The 15413-nt window shown below is 61.9% G+C and carries 14 protein-coding genes and 2 tRNA genes; 9 read left to right on the top strand and 7 right to left on the bottom strand.

All coding sequences use genetic code 11. The features are described 5' to 3' along the window. Nucleotides 1-18: 18 nt before the first annotated feature. Both BW989_RS02760 and BW989_RS02755 read left to right on the top strand, forming a co-directional pair. Nucleotides 19-2598 carry a TonB-dependent receptor gene (locus BW989_RS02760; protein WP_242651232.1) on the top strand — a complete coding sequence of 860 codons (2580 nt, stop codon included), beginning with the start codon at nt 19-21 and terminating at the stop codon, nt 2596-2598. Nucleotides 2599-2693: 95 nt separating this feature from the next. After that, nucleotides 2694-3191, top strand: a complete 498-nt coding sequence (locus tag BW989_RS02755) for a CinA family protein (RefSeq protein ID WP_083688136.1) — start codon at nt 2694-2696, stop codon at nt 3189-3191. On the opposite strand, the gene BW989_RS02750 is transcribed toward BW989_RS02755, so the two are convergent. From BW989_RS02750 to BW989_RS02740, 3 genes are read right to left on the bottom strand one after another with little or no spacing between them, the layout of a single operon-like run. Then, a complete protein-coding gene (locus BW989_RS02750; RefSeq protein WP_076585071.1) occupies nt 3192-3572 on the bottom strand; it encodes a YchJ family protein in 381 nt (126 codons plus the stop codon). It abuts the gene before it with no gap. Further along, nucleotides 3569-3775, bottom strand: coding sequence for a helix-turn-helix domain-containing protein (locus BW989_RS02745; RefSeq protein ID WP_076585069.1), 207 nt, complete (start codon nt 3773-3775; stop codon nt 3569-3571). The genes BW989_RS02750 and BW989_RS02745 overlap by 4 nt, the downstream gene beginning before the upstream one ends. Continuing rightward, nucleotides 3775-4302, bottom strand: a complete 528-nt coding sequence (locus BW989_RS02740) for a hypothetical protein (RefSeq protein WP_076585067.1) — start codon at nt 4300-4302, stop codon at nt 3775-3777. The genes BW989_RS02745 and BW989_RS02740 overlap by 1 nt, the downstream gene beginning before the upstream one ends. A 99-nt stretch (nt 4303-4401) precedes the next feature. On the opposite strand from BW989_RS02740, the gene lexA reads away from it, so the two are divergent. From lexA to BW989_RS02705, 7 genes are all read left to right on the top strand, one after another. Further along, nucleotides 4402-5055, top strand: coding sequence for a transcriptional repressor LexA (gene lexA / locus BW989_RS02735; RefSeq protein WP_076585064.1), 654 nt, complete (start codon nt 4402-4404; stop codon nt 5053-5055). A gap of 179 nt (nt 5056-5234) precedes the next feature. Further along, nucleotides 5235-6275 carry a recombinase RecA gene (gene recA, locus BW989_RS02730; protein ID WP_076585315.1) on the top strand — a complete coding sequence of 347 codons (1041 nt, stop codon included), beginning with the start codon at nt 5235-5237 and terminating at the stop codon, nt 6273-6275. Beyond that, on the top strand, nt 6272-6790 hold the full coding sequence (locus BW989_RS02725) for a regulatory protein RecX (RefSeq protein WP_076585062.1): 519 nt from the start codon (nt 6272-6274) through the stop codon (nt 6788-6790). The genes recA and BW989_RS02725 overlap by 4 nt, the downstream gene beginning before the upstream one ends. A 182-nt stretch (nt 6791-6972) precedes the next feature. Continuing rightward, nucleotides 6973-9609 (top strand): alanine--tRNA ligase, encoded by a 2637-nt coding sequence (gene alaS, locus BW989_RS02720; RefSeq protein WP_076585060.1) that lies wholly within the window; start codon nt 6973-6975, stop codon nt 9607-9609. Between the two features lie 144 nt (nt 9610-9753). Then, on the top strand, nt 9754-9966 hold the full coding sequence (gene csrA, locus BW989_RS02715; RefSeq protein WP_076585313.1) for a carbon storage regulator CsrA: 213 nt from the start codon (nt 9754-9756) through the stop codon (nt 9964-9966). 46 nt (nt 9967-10012) lie between these two features. Then, nucleotides 10013-10105 (top strand) — tRNA-Ser (locus BW989_RS02710). A 66-nt stretch (nt 10106-10171) separates the two neighbouring features. Further along, nucleotides 10172-10248, top strand: a tRNA-Arg gene (locus tag BW989_RS02705). 329 nt (nt 10249-10577) lie between these two features. On the opposite strand, the gene BW989_RS02700 is transcribed toward BW989_RS02705, so the two are convergent. The 4 genes from BW989_RS02700 to hflX form a co-directional block, all read right to left on the bottom strand. Further along, nucleotides 10578-11879 carry an adenylosuccinate synthase gene (locus BW989_RS02700; RefSeq protein WP_076585059.1) on the bottom strand — a complete coding sequence of 434 codons (1302 nt, stop codon included), beginning with the start codon at nt 11877-11879 and terminating at the stop codon, nt 10578-10580. A gap of 102 nt (nt 11880-11981) precedes the next feature. Continuing rightward, nucleotides 11982-12851, bottom strand: coding sequence for a protease modulator HflC (gene hflC, locus BW989_RS02695; RefSeq protein ID WP_129582798.1), 870 nt, complete (start codon nt 12849-12851; stop codon nt 11982-11984). A gap of 2 nt (nt 12852-12853) precedes the next feature. After that, a complete protein-coding gene (gene hflK, locus BW989_RS02690) occupies nt 12854-13969 on the bottom strand; it encodes an FtsH protease activity modulator HflK (protein WP_076585055.1) in 1116 nt (371 codons plus the stop codon). A gap of 124 nt (nt 13970-14093) precedes the next feature. Continuing rightward, nucleotides 14094-15395, bottom strand: coding sequence for a ribosome rescue GTPase HflX (gene hflX, locus BW989_RS02685; protein ID WP_076585311.1), 1302 nt, complete (start codon nt 15393-15395; stop codon nt 14094-14096). Between the last annotated feature and the right edge of the window lie 18 nt (nt 15396-15413).

Below are 15413 nucleotides of genomic sequence, written 5' to 3'. Positions count from 1 at the left end.
TACCCAGGGGAGCAACCGATGTCACGCAATCCGCACCGCAAACCTTTGACCCGTGCCGTTCTGCTGGCACTCACCTCGCTCACCATGATGGCCGTGCCGGCTTGGGCGCAAGAAGCCCAGCCCACCCAAGAGGAATCCGACAAGCCCACGCTGGGCAGCATCACGGTCACCGCGCAAAAACGCGAAGAGGCAATGCAGGACGTGCCAATCGCGATCACCGCGGTATCCGAGCAATTGCTGCAAGACACCGGCGTGCGCGACATCAAGGATCTGCAGGTATTGGTGCCCGGCTTGACCGTGACCAGCACGCAAAGCGAAGCAATCACCACCGCGCGCATCCGCGGCATCGGCACGGTGGGTGACAACGTCGGCCTGGAGTCCTCCGTCGGCATCGTTATCGATGGCGTGTACCGGCCACGCAACAGCGTCGGCTTCGGCGACCTGGGCCAGCTTGAACGCATCGAAGTGCTCAAGGGACCACAGGGCACGGTGTTCGGCAAGAACACATCGGCCGGCGTCATCAACGTGATCACCCGCCGCCCGGCTTACCAACAAAGCGCCGAGGCTGAACTCACCGTCGGCAACTACGGCGCCGTTGGCTTGGCCGGCAGCTTCAATAGTGGTCTGGGCGATAACGCCGCGTTCAACGTCTACGCCGCCAAGCGCGAACGCGATGGCTGGATGGATGTGAAAACCAGCAATGACCGCCGCTTCGACCGCAAGGACTACGACCAGAATTTCCACACCTTGCGCGGCAAGCTGCTGTTCGAGCCGACCGACACGCTCGACATCCTTATCTCGGGCGATTTCACCAGCCGCGAGGAAAACTGCTGCACCGCCGTGCAGACCACGGTCGGCGCCACCGCGGGCATCTTGAACGCACTCGTCGGCGGAAAAGCCGTCGCCGCACCGGGCGATGATCCCTTCGATCGTCTCGCCTACAGCAACCGCCCGACCGAACAAGACATCAAGGACAAGGGCGTTTCGATGGAAGTCGAGTGGGACAGTGGCTGGCTGGGGGGGGCGACGCTGACCTCGATCACCGGCTCACGCGACTGGCAGGCGATCAACGGTCTGGATTACGACTTCAGCACGGCCGACATCCTCTATCGCAACCCGGACGAGGATGAATCCTTCACCGGCTTCAAGACCTTCAGCCAGGAATTCCGTCTGACCGGCGCGACCGACAAGCTGGACTGGATGGTCGGCGCGTTCTATTCCGATGAGGACTTGAACCGCACCGAGACCTATCGCATCGGCCCGCATTACGAGCCCTATTTGTCGATCGCCCTGCTTTCCATTATCAACCCGGCATTGGGACAGTCATCGACGGCACCACTGTTCTTGTCGCAAGCCAGCGGCCGTCCCTATGGCACGGTGTTCGCGGGCTTGGGCGCGCTTGATCACTACAAGCAGAACGCCAAGAGCACGGCGCTGTTCACCAACAACACCTGGCACGCGACCGACGCCCTCGATTTCACCTTCGGCCTGCGCTACACCCGCGAGAAGAAGGACCTCATCTCCGACTACAGCAACCCTAATGGAGGTGCCGGTTGCGGCGCGATGCTCGCGAATCAATCACGCGTCGTCGGTGCTTTGATGTCACGTGGCTTGACCCAGGCACAGGCGATCGCGGCCGCGCCAACGGTGATCGGCTATGCCTGCCTGCCATGGGCCAATCCGCTACACAACGCCGCCACGCGTGACACGCATCAGTCGCGTGAGGAAAAAGAATGGTCCGGCACGATCAAGGCCGCCTACCGCTGGAACGAGAACCTGATGACGTATCTCTCGTTCGCGCGTGGCCACAAAGGTGGCGGCTTCAACCTGGACCGAGTGCAATCATCCGATGGGCTTTCCAGCGGCGGCACCGGCATTGTTCCCGTACTCGATACCTCCTTCCCGGCTGAGTTTGTCGACAGCTACGAGCTGGGCACCAAGACCACGTGGCTCGATGGCAGCCTGTTGCTCAACGCCACCCTGTTCCATCAGGAATACGAGGACTTCCAGCTCAACAGCTTCCTTGGCACCAGCTTCGTGGTGCGTTCGATCCCCGAGGTGAAATCTACCGGCCTGGATGCGGAAATCCTTTGGCAGCCACGTTCAATCAATGGGCTGATGTTGCAAGGCGGCCTGATGTATGCCGACACCAAGTATGGCGAGGGCATCCCGGGCGGCGACTTCGTTGCACCGACCGGCGCGCTGTACAAACTGCAAGGCGCACAGATGAGCTTTGCACCGAAGTGGTCAGGTTCGGCATCCGCCACATATGAGTGGGATGTCGGCAGCCGGTACGTCGCACGTTTCAACATCGGCGCCAAGTACGTGTCCGAATACAACACCGGCTCGGACGTGGATCCCGAGAAGATGCAGGATGCCTACACCGTCGCCAATGCGCGCATCGGCTTTGGTGCGCGCAACGAGCGCTGGATGGTGGAAATCTGGAGCACCAATCTCACCGACGAGGAGTACGTGCAGGTCGGCTTTGATGGCCCGCTGCAGAATGTTTCGCCGGCACCGGGCAACCCGTTCAACACCTTCAATGCGTTCCTCGGTGCACCACGCATGTACGGTGCCACCTTGCGCGTACGTTACTAAACAACATCGACAATCCGTGACGGCCCGCTGCATTGCGGGCCGTTTTTCATCTGCGAGACAGGGCTTCGGGGGATACTGGCACCCCCTGGTGACGAATGGCTGACATGCATTCCGACGACAACGCCCTAGACGAACTGGCCCGCCAAGTCGGGGAGCATCTGCGCGAGCGACATGAATCACTGGTTACGGCCGAAAGTTGCACCGGCGGCTGGATCGCCAAGACCGTGACCGGCATCAGCGGCTCGTCCGACTGGTTTGATTGCGGCATGGTCGCCTACAGCTACGAGGCCAAGCAGGCGCTACTGCGCGTGCGCCCGCAGACACTCGAACAATTCGGCGCAGTCAGCCGCGAATGCGTGGTGGAAATGGTGTCCGGCGCGTTGGTCAACTCCGGCGCCAGCATGGCGGTCGCGGTCACTGGTATCGCGGGGCCGGGTGGTGGCAGCGCGGACAAGCCGGTCGGCACGGTCTGGATTGGATGGAAGCGCCGCGGCGGCTATGCGCGCGCCGAACTGTTCCATTTCGATGGGGATCGCGATTCGGTGCGCCGGCAGACGGTGGCGGCAGCGTTGGCCGGCATCCTCGGCGGCTGATCACGTCACATCGCCATCCACGTAGTACCAGCGCCCATTTTCACGCACGAAGCGGCTTCGTTCCGCCAACTGTCCATGGCGCCCACCTTCGATGAACTTGGCGATGAAATCGACTTCCGCATGATCCAGGTCAATGTCGCGGCGAGCCTTGACCTGCAGGCGTAGCCATTTCGTCTTGGACATCGCAGGCAGTCCAAGCGTCATCGGCCTGGTCGATGGATGCCAAGTCGCCAGCAAATAAGACTCGAGCCCACGAACGTAGGCGCTGTAGCGCGAGCGCATCAATGCTTCAGCATCGGCCGCAGGCGTACCCGCGTGCAGCGTGCCGCAACAACCGGCGTAATCGCGCGCCGTCCCGCAAGGACATGGGATGATGTTCATTCAGGGCTGTATTCCAACAGGTCACCGGGTTGGCAGTCCAACGCTTGGCAGATCGCATCCAACGTCTCGAACCGAATACCTTTGACGTGGCCTTGCTTGAGCAAGGACAGATTGGTCTGGCTGATACCGATTTGCTCGGCCAGCGTCTTCGACTGCATCTTGCGCCGCGCCAGCATCACGTCCAGGTTGACGATGATCGGCATCAGACGAAGCTCCGGTTTTCGGCATCGACCCGACTTGCTTCCGCGAGAAGCTTCGCGACCATCCATGCCACGCAGACCGCCAGCACCCACGGCAGCAACATCCCTTCCGCGATGTTCACGCCCATGCCGGGCGCCAGTTGCTCGCGGGCCAAAAACAGCACCGCAGCCGCCAGCACACGCGATATCAGGAACACCAGCAGCGCCAGTGCGATGCCGCGGAACGCGCCATCCAAACGGCGACCGAATCCCGTCGCCCGTTGCACGGCCAGCCCAAGCCGAATGAACGATGCCCACAGCAATACGCTGCCGAGCAACATCAACGCCGCCGCCAACCCACCGTAGCGTTTGCCATCAACGGAGCCCGCAAAAGCATCCACCCCCATCTGCAACGGTGCGATATCCAACTGGACCCAGTTCGCATCGGCATTCGACAACACCCAAAACGCGAAGACATGGCTAATCAACGATGAAAGCAGACCCAGGGTGGCGAGCACGGCGATCCAACGTCCATGGTGGGACCAGCGCATGAGAAGTACTCCACTGAAAAGATAATTTACTTTATACATAAATTACTTTCTATTTGAAGTCGCTTGCATAATTTGTTTGTGAGTAGTATTACTACTCACATGGACACAACCAGCGCCCTCACCGACACTCAACAGGCCATCCTCGCCTTCATCGCCGAGCGCATCGAGGCCGATGGCTACCCGCCCGCACAGACCGAGATCGCCCGCGCGTTCGGCTTCAAGGGCGTGCGCGGCGCGCAATATCATTTGGAGGCGCTAGAGGCCGCCGGTGCCATCGAACGCAAGCCTGGCGTCGCTCGCAGCCTGCGCGTGCTGCGTCCGCTGCCGTCACCGCAGGCCGACTTGCCGCTGGCGGATCTGGATGAAAACGCCGTCCGCCTGCCGGTGTTGGGCCAGGTCGCCGCCGGCCTGCCGATCGGCGCGGACATTGGTTCGGATCAGGTGCTGATCCTCGATCGCGTGCTGTTCTCGCCCAAACCCGACTATCTGCTCAAGGTGAAAGGCGACTCGATGATCGACGAAGGCATCTTCGATGGCGACCTGATCGGCGTACATCGCACCGCCGACGCACGCAACGGCCAGATCGTGGTCGCTCGCATCGATGAGGAAATCACCGTCAAGTTGCTGAAAAAATCCAACGAACGCATACGACTGTTACCGCGCAATCCCGATTACGCACCGATCGACGTATTACCCGGACAGGACTTCGCCATCGAAGGCCTGTATTGCGGGCTTGTGAGGCCGAATCGTTGAGCGCTTTCCCTACCCGCGGCATCGACGTTACCCGCTATGGGGCGATGTCGCGCTCCCCTATTTTCGATATCGAATCCGGCGTCGCAGTCTGTGCGACCACCGCGTTCTAGCCTCTCTCCATGGCGAAATCGAATCGCAAGACCAAGACCACTTCCAAGATCACCACTGAGGACAAGACGATGGACGAGAACCGCAACCGCGCGCTGACTGCAGCACTCAGCCAAATCGAAAAGCAATTCGGCAAGGGCTCGGTGATGCGTATGGGCGACCGTGCCATCGAGCTGGTCGAAACTATCGGCACCGGCTCGTTGATGCTGGATCTTGCCCTTGGCATTGGCGGTCTGCCCAAGGGCCGCGTGGTCGAAATCTACGGACCGGAGTCCTCCGGCAAAACCACGTTGACCCTGCAAACCATCGCCGAATGCCAGAAGAACGGTGGCACCGCGGCCTTTATCGATGCCGAGCACGCCTTGGACCCGACCTACGCCGCCAAACTGGGCGTGAATGTCGATGACCTGCTGCTTTCGCAGCCCGATACCGGCGAGCAGGCGCTTGAAATCGCCGACATGCTGGTGCGCTCGGGTGCCGTGGACATGGTGGTGATCGACTCGGTTGCCGCCCTGACCCCGCGCGCCGAGATCGAGGGCGAGATGGGTGACCAGCTGCCCGGCCTGCAAGCCCGCTTGATGAGCCAGGCCCTGCGCAAGCTGACCGGCAACATCAAGCGCAGCAACTGCATGGTCATCTTCATCAACCAGTTGCGCATGAAGATCGGCATCATGATGCCCGGCCAAAGCCCGGAAACCACCACCGGCGGCAACGCGCTCAAGTTCTATGCTTCCGTCCGTCTCGACATCCGTCGTATCGGCGCGATCAAAAAGGGCGACGAGATCATCGGCAACCAGACTCGTATCAAGGTGGTCAAGAACAAGTTGGCCCCGCCCTTCAAGCAGGTCATCACCGAGATCCTCTACGGCGAGGGCATCAGCCGCGAAGGCGAGCTGATCGAAATGGGCGTCAACGCCAAATTGGTTGACAAGGCGGGTGCCTGGTACGGCTATGACGGCGAGCGCATCGGACAGGGCAAGGAAAACGCCCGCAACTACCTCAAGGAAAACCCTGCCATCGCCGTCAAGCTGGAAAGCCAACTGCGCGAAATCTTCATCCCCGAAGAGGCCTCTCGTGATGACGCCGAAAAAGACGGCGACGACGAGGCATGACCCAACCACCCGGCGACGATGCAGGCACTGGGCGCCCGCGTCGCCGCCGGGGGACCACCGAATTGACTCCGGCTCAGCGTGCGCTGGGCCTTCTGGTCCGCCGGGAGCACTCCAGCAAAGAGCTCGCCCGCAAATTGCAGGCGAAAGGCGTAAGCCAAGGCGATGCCAAGGCCACGGTCGAACGCATGACCGAGGCTGGCTGGCAAAGCAACGAACGCTTCGCCGATAACTTGGTGCGCAGCCGTGCCGCACAAGGACATGGCCCAGTCCGGATACGCGCGGAGCTCGCTACCCACGGTTTGGGCGAAGAAGCCATTCAGGCTGCCTTGGACAGCTTCGAGGAAGATTGGGCCCGGCTCGCACACGACATGGTGCAACGCCGCTTCGGCGAGGCCCTACATGAAGATCGCACCCTCCAGCGCAAGGCTGGGGAATTCCTGATTCGCCGCGGCTTCAGCATCGACCAAATGCGACGCGCAACGGGCAGCAGTCCGTTCGACGACGATTTCGACTGAGCCCGCTCGGCCGCTAACGCGCTGTCACGCAGTATTCGCAAAAAAGCGGGCCCTGCCCCGCGGCAACTCTTCGGCAGGCCCTGTTAATCTAGGTAATCTGCTTGTCGGCTGCCCGTCGCGCCCCTATCTAGATAGGCGTGAGTCATTACGTGCCCGCCGCATCACCCCACATACCTGCCCAAATGAAAACCACTGCCGATATCCGCCACGATTTCCTCGAATTCTTTGCCGAACGCGGTCACACCATCGTTCCATCGGCTCCCTTGGTGCCGGGCAATGACCCGACCCTGCTGTTCACCAACTCCGGCATGGTCCAGTTCAAGGACGTATTCCTGGGCGCGGAAAAGCGCAGCTACGTGCGCGCCGCGGACGTGCAGCGCTGCCTGCGCGCGGGCGGCAAACACAACGATCTGGACTCGGTCGGCTATACCGCCCGCCATCACACCTTCTTCGAGATGCTCGGCAACTGGTCGTTCGGCGACTACTTCAAGGAAGACGCGATCAAGTGGGCATGGCAACTCTTGACCGAGACCTGGAAGCTACGGAAGGAGCGACTGCTCGCAACCGTCTATCACACCGATGACGAGTCCTTCGCCATCTGGCGTGACGTGATCGGCCTGTCGGAAGACCGCATCATCCGTATCGGCGACAACAAGGGTGCGCCGTTTGCCTCCGACAATTTCTGGCAGATGGCAGACACCGGTCCCTGCGGCCCGTGCACGGAAATTTTTTACGACCACGGCGAGAAATACGCCGGCGGCCCTCCCGGCTCGCCCGACGAAGACGGTGACCGCTACATCGAGATCTGGAACAACGTCTTCATGCAGTTCGACCGTGCGGCCGACGGCACGCTGACGCCGCTTCCCGCACCCTGTGTCGACACCGGCATGGGTTTGGAGCGCATCACCGCCATCCTGCAAGGCGTACATTCCAACTACGAAATCGACCTGTTTCAGGCGCTGATCAAGCATGCTGCCGAATTGACAGGCACTGCCGACCTCGACAACAAATCTCTGCGCGTGATCGCAGACCATATCCGCGCTTCCAGCTTCCTGATCGCCGATGGCGTACTGCCATCGAACGAAGGTCGTGGTTATGTGCTGCGTCGGATCATTCGTCGCGCACTGCGTCACGGATGGATGCTGGGTGTGCGCCAGCCTTTCTTCTACAAACTCGTCAGCACGCTGGATGCATTGATGGGCGATGCATATCCGATCCTGCGCGACAGCCGCGCTACCGTCGAACGTGCATTGAAGGCGGAGGAAGAGCGCTTCGCGGAAACGCTCGATTCAGGCATGCGCATCTTCAACGATGTCGCTGACCGCGCCAAAGACACCATTCCCGGTGCTGATGCCTTCCGCCTGTACGACACCTACGGCTTTCCGCTCGATCTGACCCAGGACATGGCGCGCGAGCGTGGCATGTCAGTCGATACCGTCGGTTTCGACGCAGCGATGCAACAGCAAAAGGAAACCGCACGCGCTGCCGGCAAGTTCGGGGGCGGGCTGGCACTTCCAGCCGAGCTCATCGCCCAACTCGCCCCAACCCAATTTCTCGGCTATGACGAGCTGGCAAGCGACGGGCTCAAGATCATCGCGCTGATGCAAGACGGCAAGCCGGTCGATACCGTGCAAGCGGGCGATGACCTCGTGGTCATTCTTGATCGCACGCCGTTCTACGCGGAATCCGGCGGCCAGGTCGGCGATCTCGGCAGGCTGTCGAATAGCAATGCAAATTTCGATGTGACTGAAACTCGCAAACTGGCGGGCCAGTTCCATGCCCATGTCGGTTCGCTAACATCAGGTTCGCTGAAGGTGGGCGATGTGCTCCATGGTGAAGTCGATGCCAACCGCCGTGCCGCGACCGTGCTCAACCACAGCGCCACTCACCTTCTCCACGCGGCGCTGCGCGAGGTGCTGGGCACGCACGTCCAGCAGAAAGGCTCACTCGTCGCGCCGGATCGCCTGCGCTTCGACTTCTCCCACTTCCAGCCGATGACAGCGCAAGAACTGGCCGAAATCGAGCGTCGCGTCAATGTGGAAGTGCGCGCCAACCACGCCGGCGAAGTCCGCCACATGGCGATGCAGGATGCGCTCGATTTCGGTGCGATGGCGCTCTTCGGCGAAAAATACGGCGAAGAAGTGCGCGTGCTGAAGTTCGGTGAAGGATCGATCGAGCTCTGCGGTGGCACCCACGTCAATCGCACCGGCGACATCGGCCTGTTCAAGATCACCTCCGAAGGCGGCGTGTCCGCGGGCGTGCGCCGCATCGAAGCCATGACCGGCCAAGGCGCCCTGGACTACGTCAGCGACGAAGAACGTCGCTTGGCCGAAACAGCTGCGCTGCTTGGCGGCAGCGCCTCGGACATCGGTGACAAGCTGCGTACGATGCTTGATCGCCAGAAAAAGTTGGAACGCGAGCTGGAGGCCATGAAGGCCAAGGCCGCCAGCGGCGCTGCCAGTGACATCGCAAGCCAAGCGCAGGATGTCGGCGGCGTTAAAGTCCTGGCTGTACGGTTGGAAGGTTTCGATGCCAAATCCCTGCGCGATGCGATGGACAGCTTGAAACAACAATTGGGCGATGCCGTCATCGTCTTGGCAGGCGCTGACGGCAGCGGCAAGGTCGCCCTGGTCGCCGGTGTAAGCGGCTCAGCTACCGGCAAGGTCAAAGCCGGGGAACTACTGGCCAATGTTGCCGGTCAAATCGGCGGCAAGGGTGGTGGACGTCCCGACATGGCGCAAGGCGGCGGCGATGACAGCCCTGCGCTGGTCCAGGCCCTGAGCGGCGTTAGCCAATGGGTAAATGCACGCTTGGCCTGATCCAAAACGTCAGTCGGAATGCAGCGTTCCACTGACGCCTTCAATTTAGCGAGGTCCAGCTCTGGGCACCTGTATTCACAGCATTTATCCTCAATGTGCCAAACCGATGGGAACCCCGCTTAGGCGGATCAAGGAGTGATGACGATGTTGATTTTGACCCGCCGCGTCGGCGAGACGCTAATGATCGGTGATTCAGTCACCGTGACCGTACTGGGCGTCAAAGGCAATCAGGTCCGCGTGGGCATCACGGCCCCCAAGGATGTCGCGGTGCACCGCGAAGAAATATACAAACGCATCCAGGATGTGACGGATGCACCCGCTTCGAGCGACGCAGAAGGTTTGCCGTCGAACGCTTGAGCAGCTATCCTAGCGGTCTGGCGGCGAAAGCCGCCTTCGACGTTCCGGAGAGTTGCCCGAGAGGCCGAAGGGGCTCCCCTGCTAAGGGAGTATGGGGTCAAAAGCTCCATCGAGGGTTCGAATCCCTCACTCTCCGCCAATCCCATGACCGCATTCATGGTATTGACGGATAACGTAAGTTTCACCATAATTCCGCTTCTTCAGCGCGCCCGTAGCTCAGTTGGATAGAGCACCAGGCTACGAACTTGGGGGTCGGAGGTTCGAATCCTTCCGGGCGCGCCATTTATTGAAAAGCCAACCTCACGGTTGGCTTTTTCTTTTGTTGGTGCGCCCTCGGATTGCCGGCCCGCCGCAGCGCGGCGGGCGTTCGCCGGCGCGCGAAGCAGTGCTTCGCTTGCCGCGCCGGACTCACCCTTCCGGGCGCGCCATTTGATTGAAAGCCAACCCCACGGTTGGCTTTTTTGTTTTCTAGATGCGCCCTCGGATTGCCGGCCCGCCGCAACGCGGCGGGCGTTCGCCGGCGTCCGAAGAAGTACTTCGCACACGCGCAGGCAAGAAAAAACCCGCTGCGCTTGCGCAACGGGTTTTTTCATCATCCGAGTGACCGATAATCAGACAAACGGATCAAACGGATCCTGCAGCACGATGTTCGCATCGCGGTCCGGGCCGGTCGAAACAATCGCGAGCGGACAGCCTGCCAACTCCTCCAGCGAGCGCAGGTAGGCGCGCGCGGCCGGGGGCAGGTGGTCCCACTCGGTGATGCCAGCGGTCGATTCCTGCCAGCCCGGGAACTCGAGGTAGATCGGCGTGATCTCGTCCCAGCCCTTCGCGTCCAGCGGCGCGTATTCGGTGCGCTTGCCGCGGTATTCATAGGCGATGCACATCTTCAGCGTGTCCATTCCATCCAGGATATCCAGCTTGGTAATGCACAGGCCGGTGATGCCGTTGATCATCACCGCACGCTTCAGCGCCACGATGTCCATCCAGCCGCAACGACGCGGGCGACCAGTGGTGGCGCCGTATTCCTGACCACGGTCGCGAATGCCCTGCCCGATCTCGTCGTTGAGCTCGGTCGGGAACGGACCACCGCCGACGCGCGTGGCATAGGCCTTGGCGATGCCCAGCACGTAATCGATGCTGTCCGCACCCACGCCCGTGCCTGCATACGCGCCACCGACCGTAGTGTTGGATGAAGTCACATACGGATAAGTGCCGTGGTCGATGTCGAGCAGCGAGCCCTGCGCGCCCTCGAACAGCACCTTCTTGCCCTGGCGACGCAGGTCGTGAAGTATGCCGGCGACATCCGCCTTCATCGGCTCCACGTACTCGCCGAAAGCCAGCGCCTCGTCCAGCGTCTGCTGGAAGTCGACCGGGTCGACCTTCAGGTATTGGGTCAGGACGAAGTTGTGATAGTCGAGCGCCGCACGCAACTTCTCGGCCAGTTCCTGCGGGTAATGCAGGTCGGCGATGCGGATGCCGCGACGCGCCACCTTGTCTTCGTAGGCCGGGCCGATGCCGCGACCGGTGGTGCCGATGGCCTTGCCGCCCGCCGCCTTCTCGCGGGCCTGATCGAGGGCGATGTGATACGGCATGATCAGCGGCGTCGCCGGGGAAATCTTCAGGCGCGAGCGCACCTCGACGCCATTGGCTTCGAGCTCGGCGATTTCCTTCTGCAGCGCGCCCGGGTGCAGCACCACGCCATTGCCGATCAGGCAGAGCGCGTCATCACGCAGAACGCCCGAGGGGATCAGGTGTAGGACGGTCTTCTTGCCACCGATAACCAGCGTGTGGCCGGCGTTGTGGCCGCCCTGGAAGCGCACGACCGCGCCGATGTCCTGCGTCAGCAGGTCGACGATCTTGCCCTTGCCCTCATCGCCCCACTGGGCACCCAAAACAACGACAGACTGACCCATTTCACGAACTCCAGACGTGGAAAAAGCCGGCGGGGAAATGCCCCGTCCGGCTTTTCCAAATGATACCCGTGGCGGCCGGGGATTGCCAGCCGCCACCCGGGATCAGCGGTCGTTGCGCAGGTACTGCAGGAAGGGATCGTTTTTGTCCAGCACGATCACCGCATCGCCGTCCTTGAACGAGGCGCGATAGGCGTCCAGGCTGCGCTGGAAAGCGTAGAAGCTGGGGTCCTTCTGCGCCGACTGCGCGTACAGACGGGCCGCTTGGGCATCGCCCTCGCCGCGCAGCTTCTGCGCGTCGCGCTCAGCTTCGGACACGATCACCGTGCTGTCGCGATCGGCCTGTGCACGAATCTGCCGCGCCTGCTCCTCACCTTCGGCGCGCAGCTTGCTGGCCACCTGCTGTCGCTGGGCACGCATGCGGTTGTACACGTCGCCGATCACGTCGCTGTCGGTCGGCAGCTCGATCTGCTTCAGACGCAGGTCGATGATGCGCACGCCGACGTTCTTGGCGCCCTCGTTGATCGTGTCGAGCTGCTGCTTGACCACTTCCGCGCGATTGCCCGAGACCACTTCCTTCAACGTGCGCGAGTTGATCTCGTTGCGCAGGGCATCCTTGATGATCGGCGCGAGGCGTTCGATGGCGACGCTTTCATCGCCATTGGTCGCGCGATAGAAGGCGCTGGTGTTCTCGATCATGCCCAGGGCGAAGAAGTCGACGCTCAGATCCTTGCGTTCAGAGTCCAGGTAACGCTCGGCACCGGCATCCAGCACCTGTAGTCGGCGGTCGAAGATGCGCGCGCTTTCGATCAGCGGCACCTTGAAGTGCAGGCCCGGTCCGATGTCGGCGCGGGCGACGCGACCCAAGTTCAGCACGATGGCGGTCTGGCCTTCCTTGACGATGTAGAAGGAACCGGTGGCCAGCAGCAACACGACCACGATGATCGGCAGGATGCGCGAGAGGAAAGTATTCATGTTCATGGGGTGCCTCCCGTGGCGCTACGAGGCTGTCTTGCAGGGCGTGCATTGCCCGAGTTCGCTGGCTGCGCGTCGTCGGTCTGCGCGGCGGCCTCGATCGGCACGACCGTCGAAACGGCGGATGTGGCTTGCGCAGCGGCATCGCCCTTGCCCTGCATCGGCACGTAGATCAGCTGACGGCTGTCGCCGCCGACGATCTTGCGGTTTTCGGTCAGCACTTCCTGCACGGTTTCCAGCCACAGGCGCTTGCGAGTGACTTCGGGGGCAGATTTGTATTCATCGACCAACAGGCTGAAGCGCTGCGAATCACCGGTCGCACGCGCCACCTTGGCGGTCTTGTAACCCTCGGCCGCGGTGCGGATGCTGGCGGCCTGGCCGCGCGCCTCGGGCACCACGCGCGCCGCGTACGCGCGCGATTCGCTGATCACGCGGTCGCGGTCTTGGCTGGCGCTGTTGACGTCATCGAAGGCCGGCTTCACTTCGTCCGGCGGACGCGCATTCTGCAGATTGAGCTCGGTGACGATCAAGCCAGTGCGATACGCATCCAGCGACTTCTGCAATTTATCTTTCGCCGACACAGCCAGCGCATTGCGCGCGCCGAGCACGGTATCGAGCGTGGCACGGCCCACTTCCTCACGCACGGTGCTCAGCGAAGCTTGCTTCAATACTTCATCCGCATCGCGCGTGCCGAATAGGTAGCGCTTGGGATCGCCGATGCGGTACTGCACGTTGATCTGCACATCGACCAGGTTCTCATCGCTGGTCAGCACCGGCACCGTGGTGTCAAAGGTGTTGATCTCGGTCGCATTGACCTTGGTGACCTGTTCGATCGGCCAGGGCAGCTTGAAGCTGGGGCCCGGCTGCATGATGCGGCTGAACTGGCCGAAACGCAGGACGACGCCGCGTTGCTGCTCGGCCACCAGCACAAAGCTGGAAAACAGCAGCCAGAGCGCGACCACAACCGCGACCCAACGCAAGGGCGAGCCGCCATCAAAGATGCCGCCTAGCTTGGACATCAGGCCATCGAGCGGATTGCGTCCACCGCCACCACCGGGCTGGCGTGGGATTCGAGGCGGATTGTCGCGTCCGCCCTCACCAGGTTTATTCCAGGCCATGCCTGCTCCGTCTGGGCCCGAGCCACGCAAATCCGTGGCCAAGGCGTAAATCGAATGTGTCTGGATGATTCTAACGGGCACCGCATCAAGGTGCCCGTCGGGATCACGTGTTCATGACCTCAGATTACATGGGGTCGTCGTCCGGCTCGGGCAAGAGCGCCTTGAGCGGCGCGGCGTGCGGGTCGGACAGCAGCCTGTAGGCGTCGCTGGCAGGCAGGTCGATGTCGATCTCCCAGCCGTCCTCGTCATGGCTTTCCCGCCGCACGGCATCCAGCGCGTGCAATTGGGAGCGCAGGCGCGCGGCCTCGCTGGGCAGGCGCAGCGTGGCGACGATCCTTTGCAGGCCAAACAACTGGGCCAAACCCTCGCGCAAATCATCTAGACCCAAGCCATCCTTCGCCGATACCCAGGCCCGCGGACGTGTGTCCTCGCCGCGTTCGAAGCGCGGGGTAGCGGATTCGAGCCGATCGATCTTGTTGTAGACCAAGACCTGCGGCAAATCGCCTGCACCGATGTCCTCCAGCACCGCATCCACTTGTGCGATGCGCTCTTCGCGCAAGGGATCGGCCGCATCGACCACATGCAGCAGTAGGTCGGCCTCGCGCGCTTCGGACAAGGTCGAGCGGAACGCAGCGACGAGCTCATGCGGCAGGTCGCGCACGAAACCGACCGTATCCGCCAACAAGGCGTGCCCACCCGGCAGGTCGATGCGACGCACGGTCGGGTCGAGCGTGGCAAACAACTGATCCGCCGCATACGCATCGGCGCCGGTCACTGCATTGAACAGCGTTGATTTGCCGGCATTGGTGTAGCCCACCAACGCGATCCGCGGCATCGCGCTGCGCACGCGTGCACGGCGCATCTGCGTACGCTGCACTTCCACTTTCTCCAAGCGCTTCTGCAGCTGTTCTACGCGCTTTTGCAGCAATCGCCGGTCGGTTTCGAGCTGGGTTTCACCCGGCCCGCGCAAGCCAATCGAACCACCCCGCTGACGCTCCAAGTGGGTCCAGCCGCGCACCAGACGCGTAGCCAAGTGCTTGAGCTGGGCCAACTCCACCTGCAACTTGCCATCGTGCGAATTCGCGCGCTGGGCAAAGATATCGAGGATGAGGCCAGTGCGATCGACCACGCGACGCTCGAGGATTTTCTCGAGGTTGCGCTCCTGGCCGGGCGATAGCTGATGATTGACCAGGATGAGATCCGCGCCGACAGCCTCTGCCGCCGCTTTCACTTCCTCCAGCTTGCCGCTGCCGATCAAGGTGGCCGGGTTGGGTTTATCGATGCGCGCAGTGGCCACATGCAGCACCTCGGCGCCGGCGGAGCGCGCCAGTTCGGCGAACTCCTCCATCACATCGTCTTCGGGTGCGCCGCCCGCATGGGGCTGAATCAGGAGCGCGCGCTCGCCTTTTTTTGAACGATCAAACAATTCCACCGATTAATTCTC

It is taken from the genome of Solilutibacter tolerans (assembly GCF_900155935.1).
GTDB classification, from domain to species: Bacteria; Pseudomonadota; Gammaproteobacteria; order Xanthomonadales; family Xanthomonadaceae; genus Solilutibacter; species Solilutibacter tolerans.
This window is presented reverse-complemented; position numbering and strand designations above follow the sequence as displayed.

Bases quoted from the DNA above. Each gene is read 5' to 3' on its own strand.
- BW989_RS02760 (WP_242651232.1), top strand. From the start codon at position 19: ATGTCACGCAATCCGCACCGCAAACCTTTGACCCGTGCCGTTCTGCTG.
- BW989_RS02755 (WP_083688136.1), top strand. From the start codon at position 2,694: ATGGCTGACATGCATTCCGACGACAACGCCCTAGACGAACTGGCCCGC.
- BW989_RS02750 (WP_076585071.1), bottom strand. From the start codon at position 3,572: ATGAACATCATCCCATGTCCTTGCGGGACGGCGCGCGATTACGCCGGT.
- BW989_RS02745 (WP_076585069.1), bottom strand. From the start codon at position 3,775: ATGCCGATCATCGTCAACCTGGACGTGATGCTGGCGCGGCGCAAGATG.
- BW989_RS02740 (WP_076585067.1), bottom strand. From the start codon at position 4,302: ATGCGCTGGTCCCACCATGGACGTTGGATCGCCGTGCTCGCCACCCTG.
- lexA (WP_076585064.1), top strand. From the start codon at position 4,402: ATGGACACAACCAGCGCCCTCACCGACACTCAACAGGCCATCCTCGCC.
- recA (WP_076585315.1), top strand. From the start codon at position 5,235: ATGGACGAGAACCGCAACCGCGCGCTGACTGCAGCACTCAGCCAAATC.
- BW989_RS02725 (WP_076585062.1), top strand. From the start codon at position 6,272: ATGACCCAACCACCCGGCGACGATGCAGGCACTGGGCGCCCGCGTCGC.
- alaS (WP_076585060.1), top strand. From the start codon at position 6,973: ATGAAAACCACTGCCGATATCCGCCACGATTTCCTCGAATTCTTTGCC.
- csrA (WP_076585313.1), top strand. From the start codon at position 9,754: ATGTTGATTTTGACCCGCCGCGTCGGCGAGACGCTAATGATCGGTGAT.
- BW989_RS02700 (WP_076585059.1), bottom strand. From the start codon at position 11,879: ATGGGTCAGTCTGTCGTTGTTTTGGGTGCCCAGTGGGGCGATGAGGGC.
- hflC (WP_129582798.1), bottom strand. From the start codon at position 12,851: ATGAATACTTTCCTCTCGCGCATCCTGCCGATCATCGTGGTCGTGTTG.
- hflK (WP_076585055.1), bottom strand. From the start codon at position 13,969: ATGGCCTGGAATAAACCTGGTGAGGGCGGACGCGACAATCCGCCTCGA.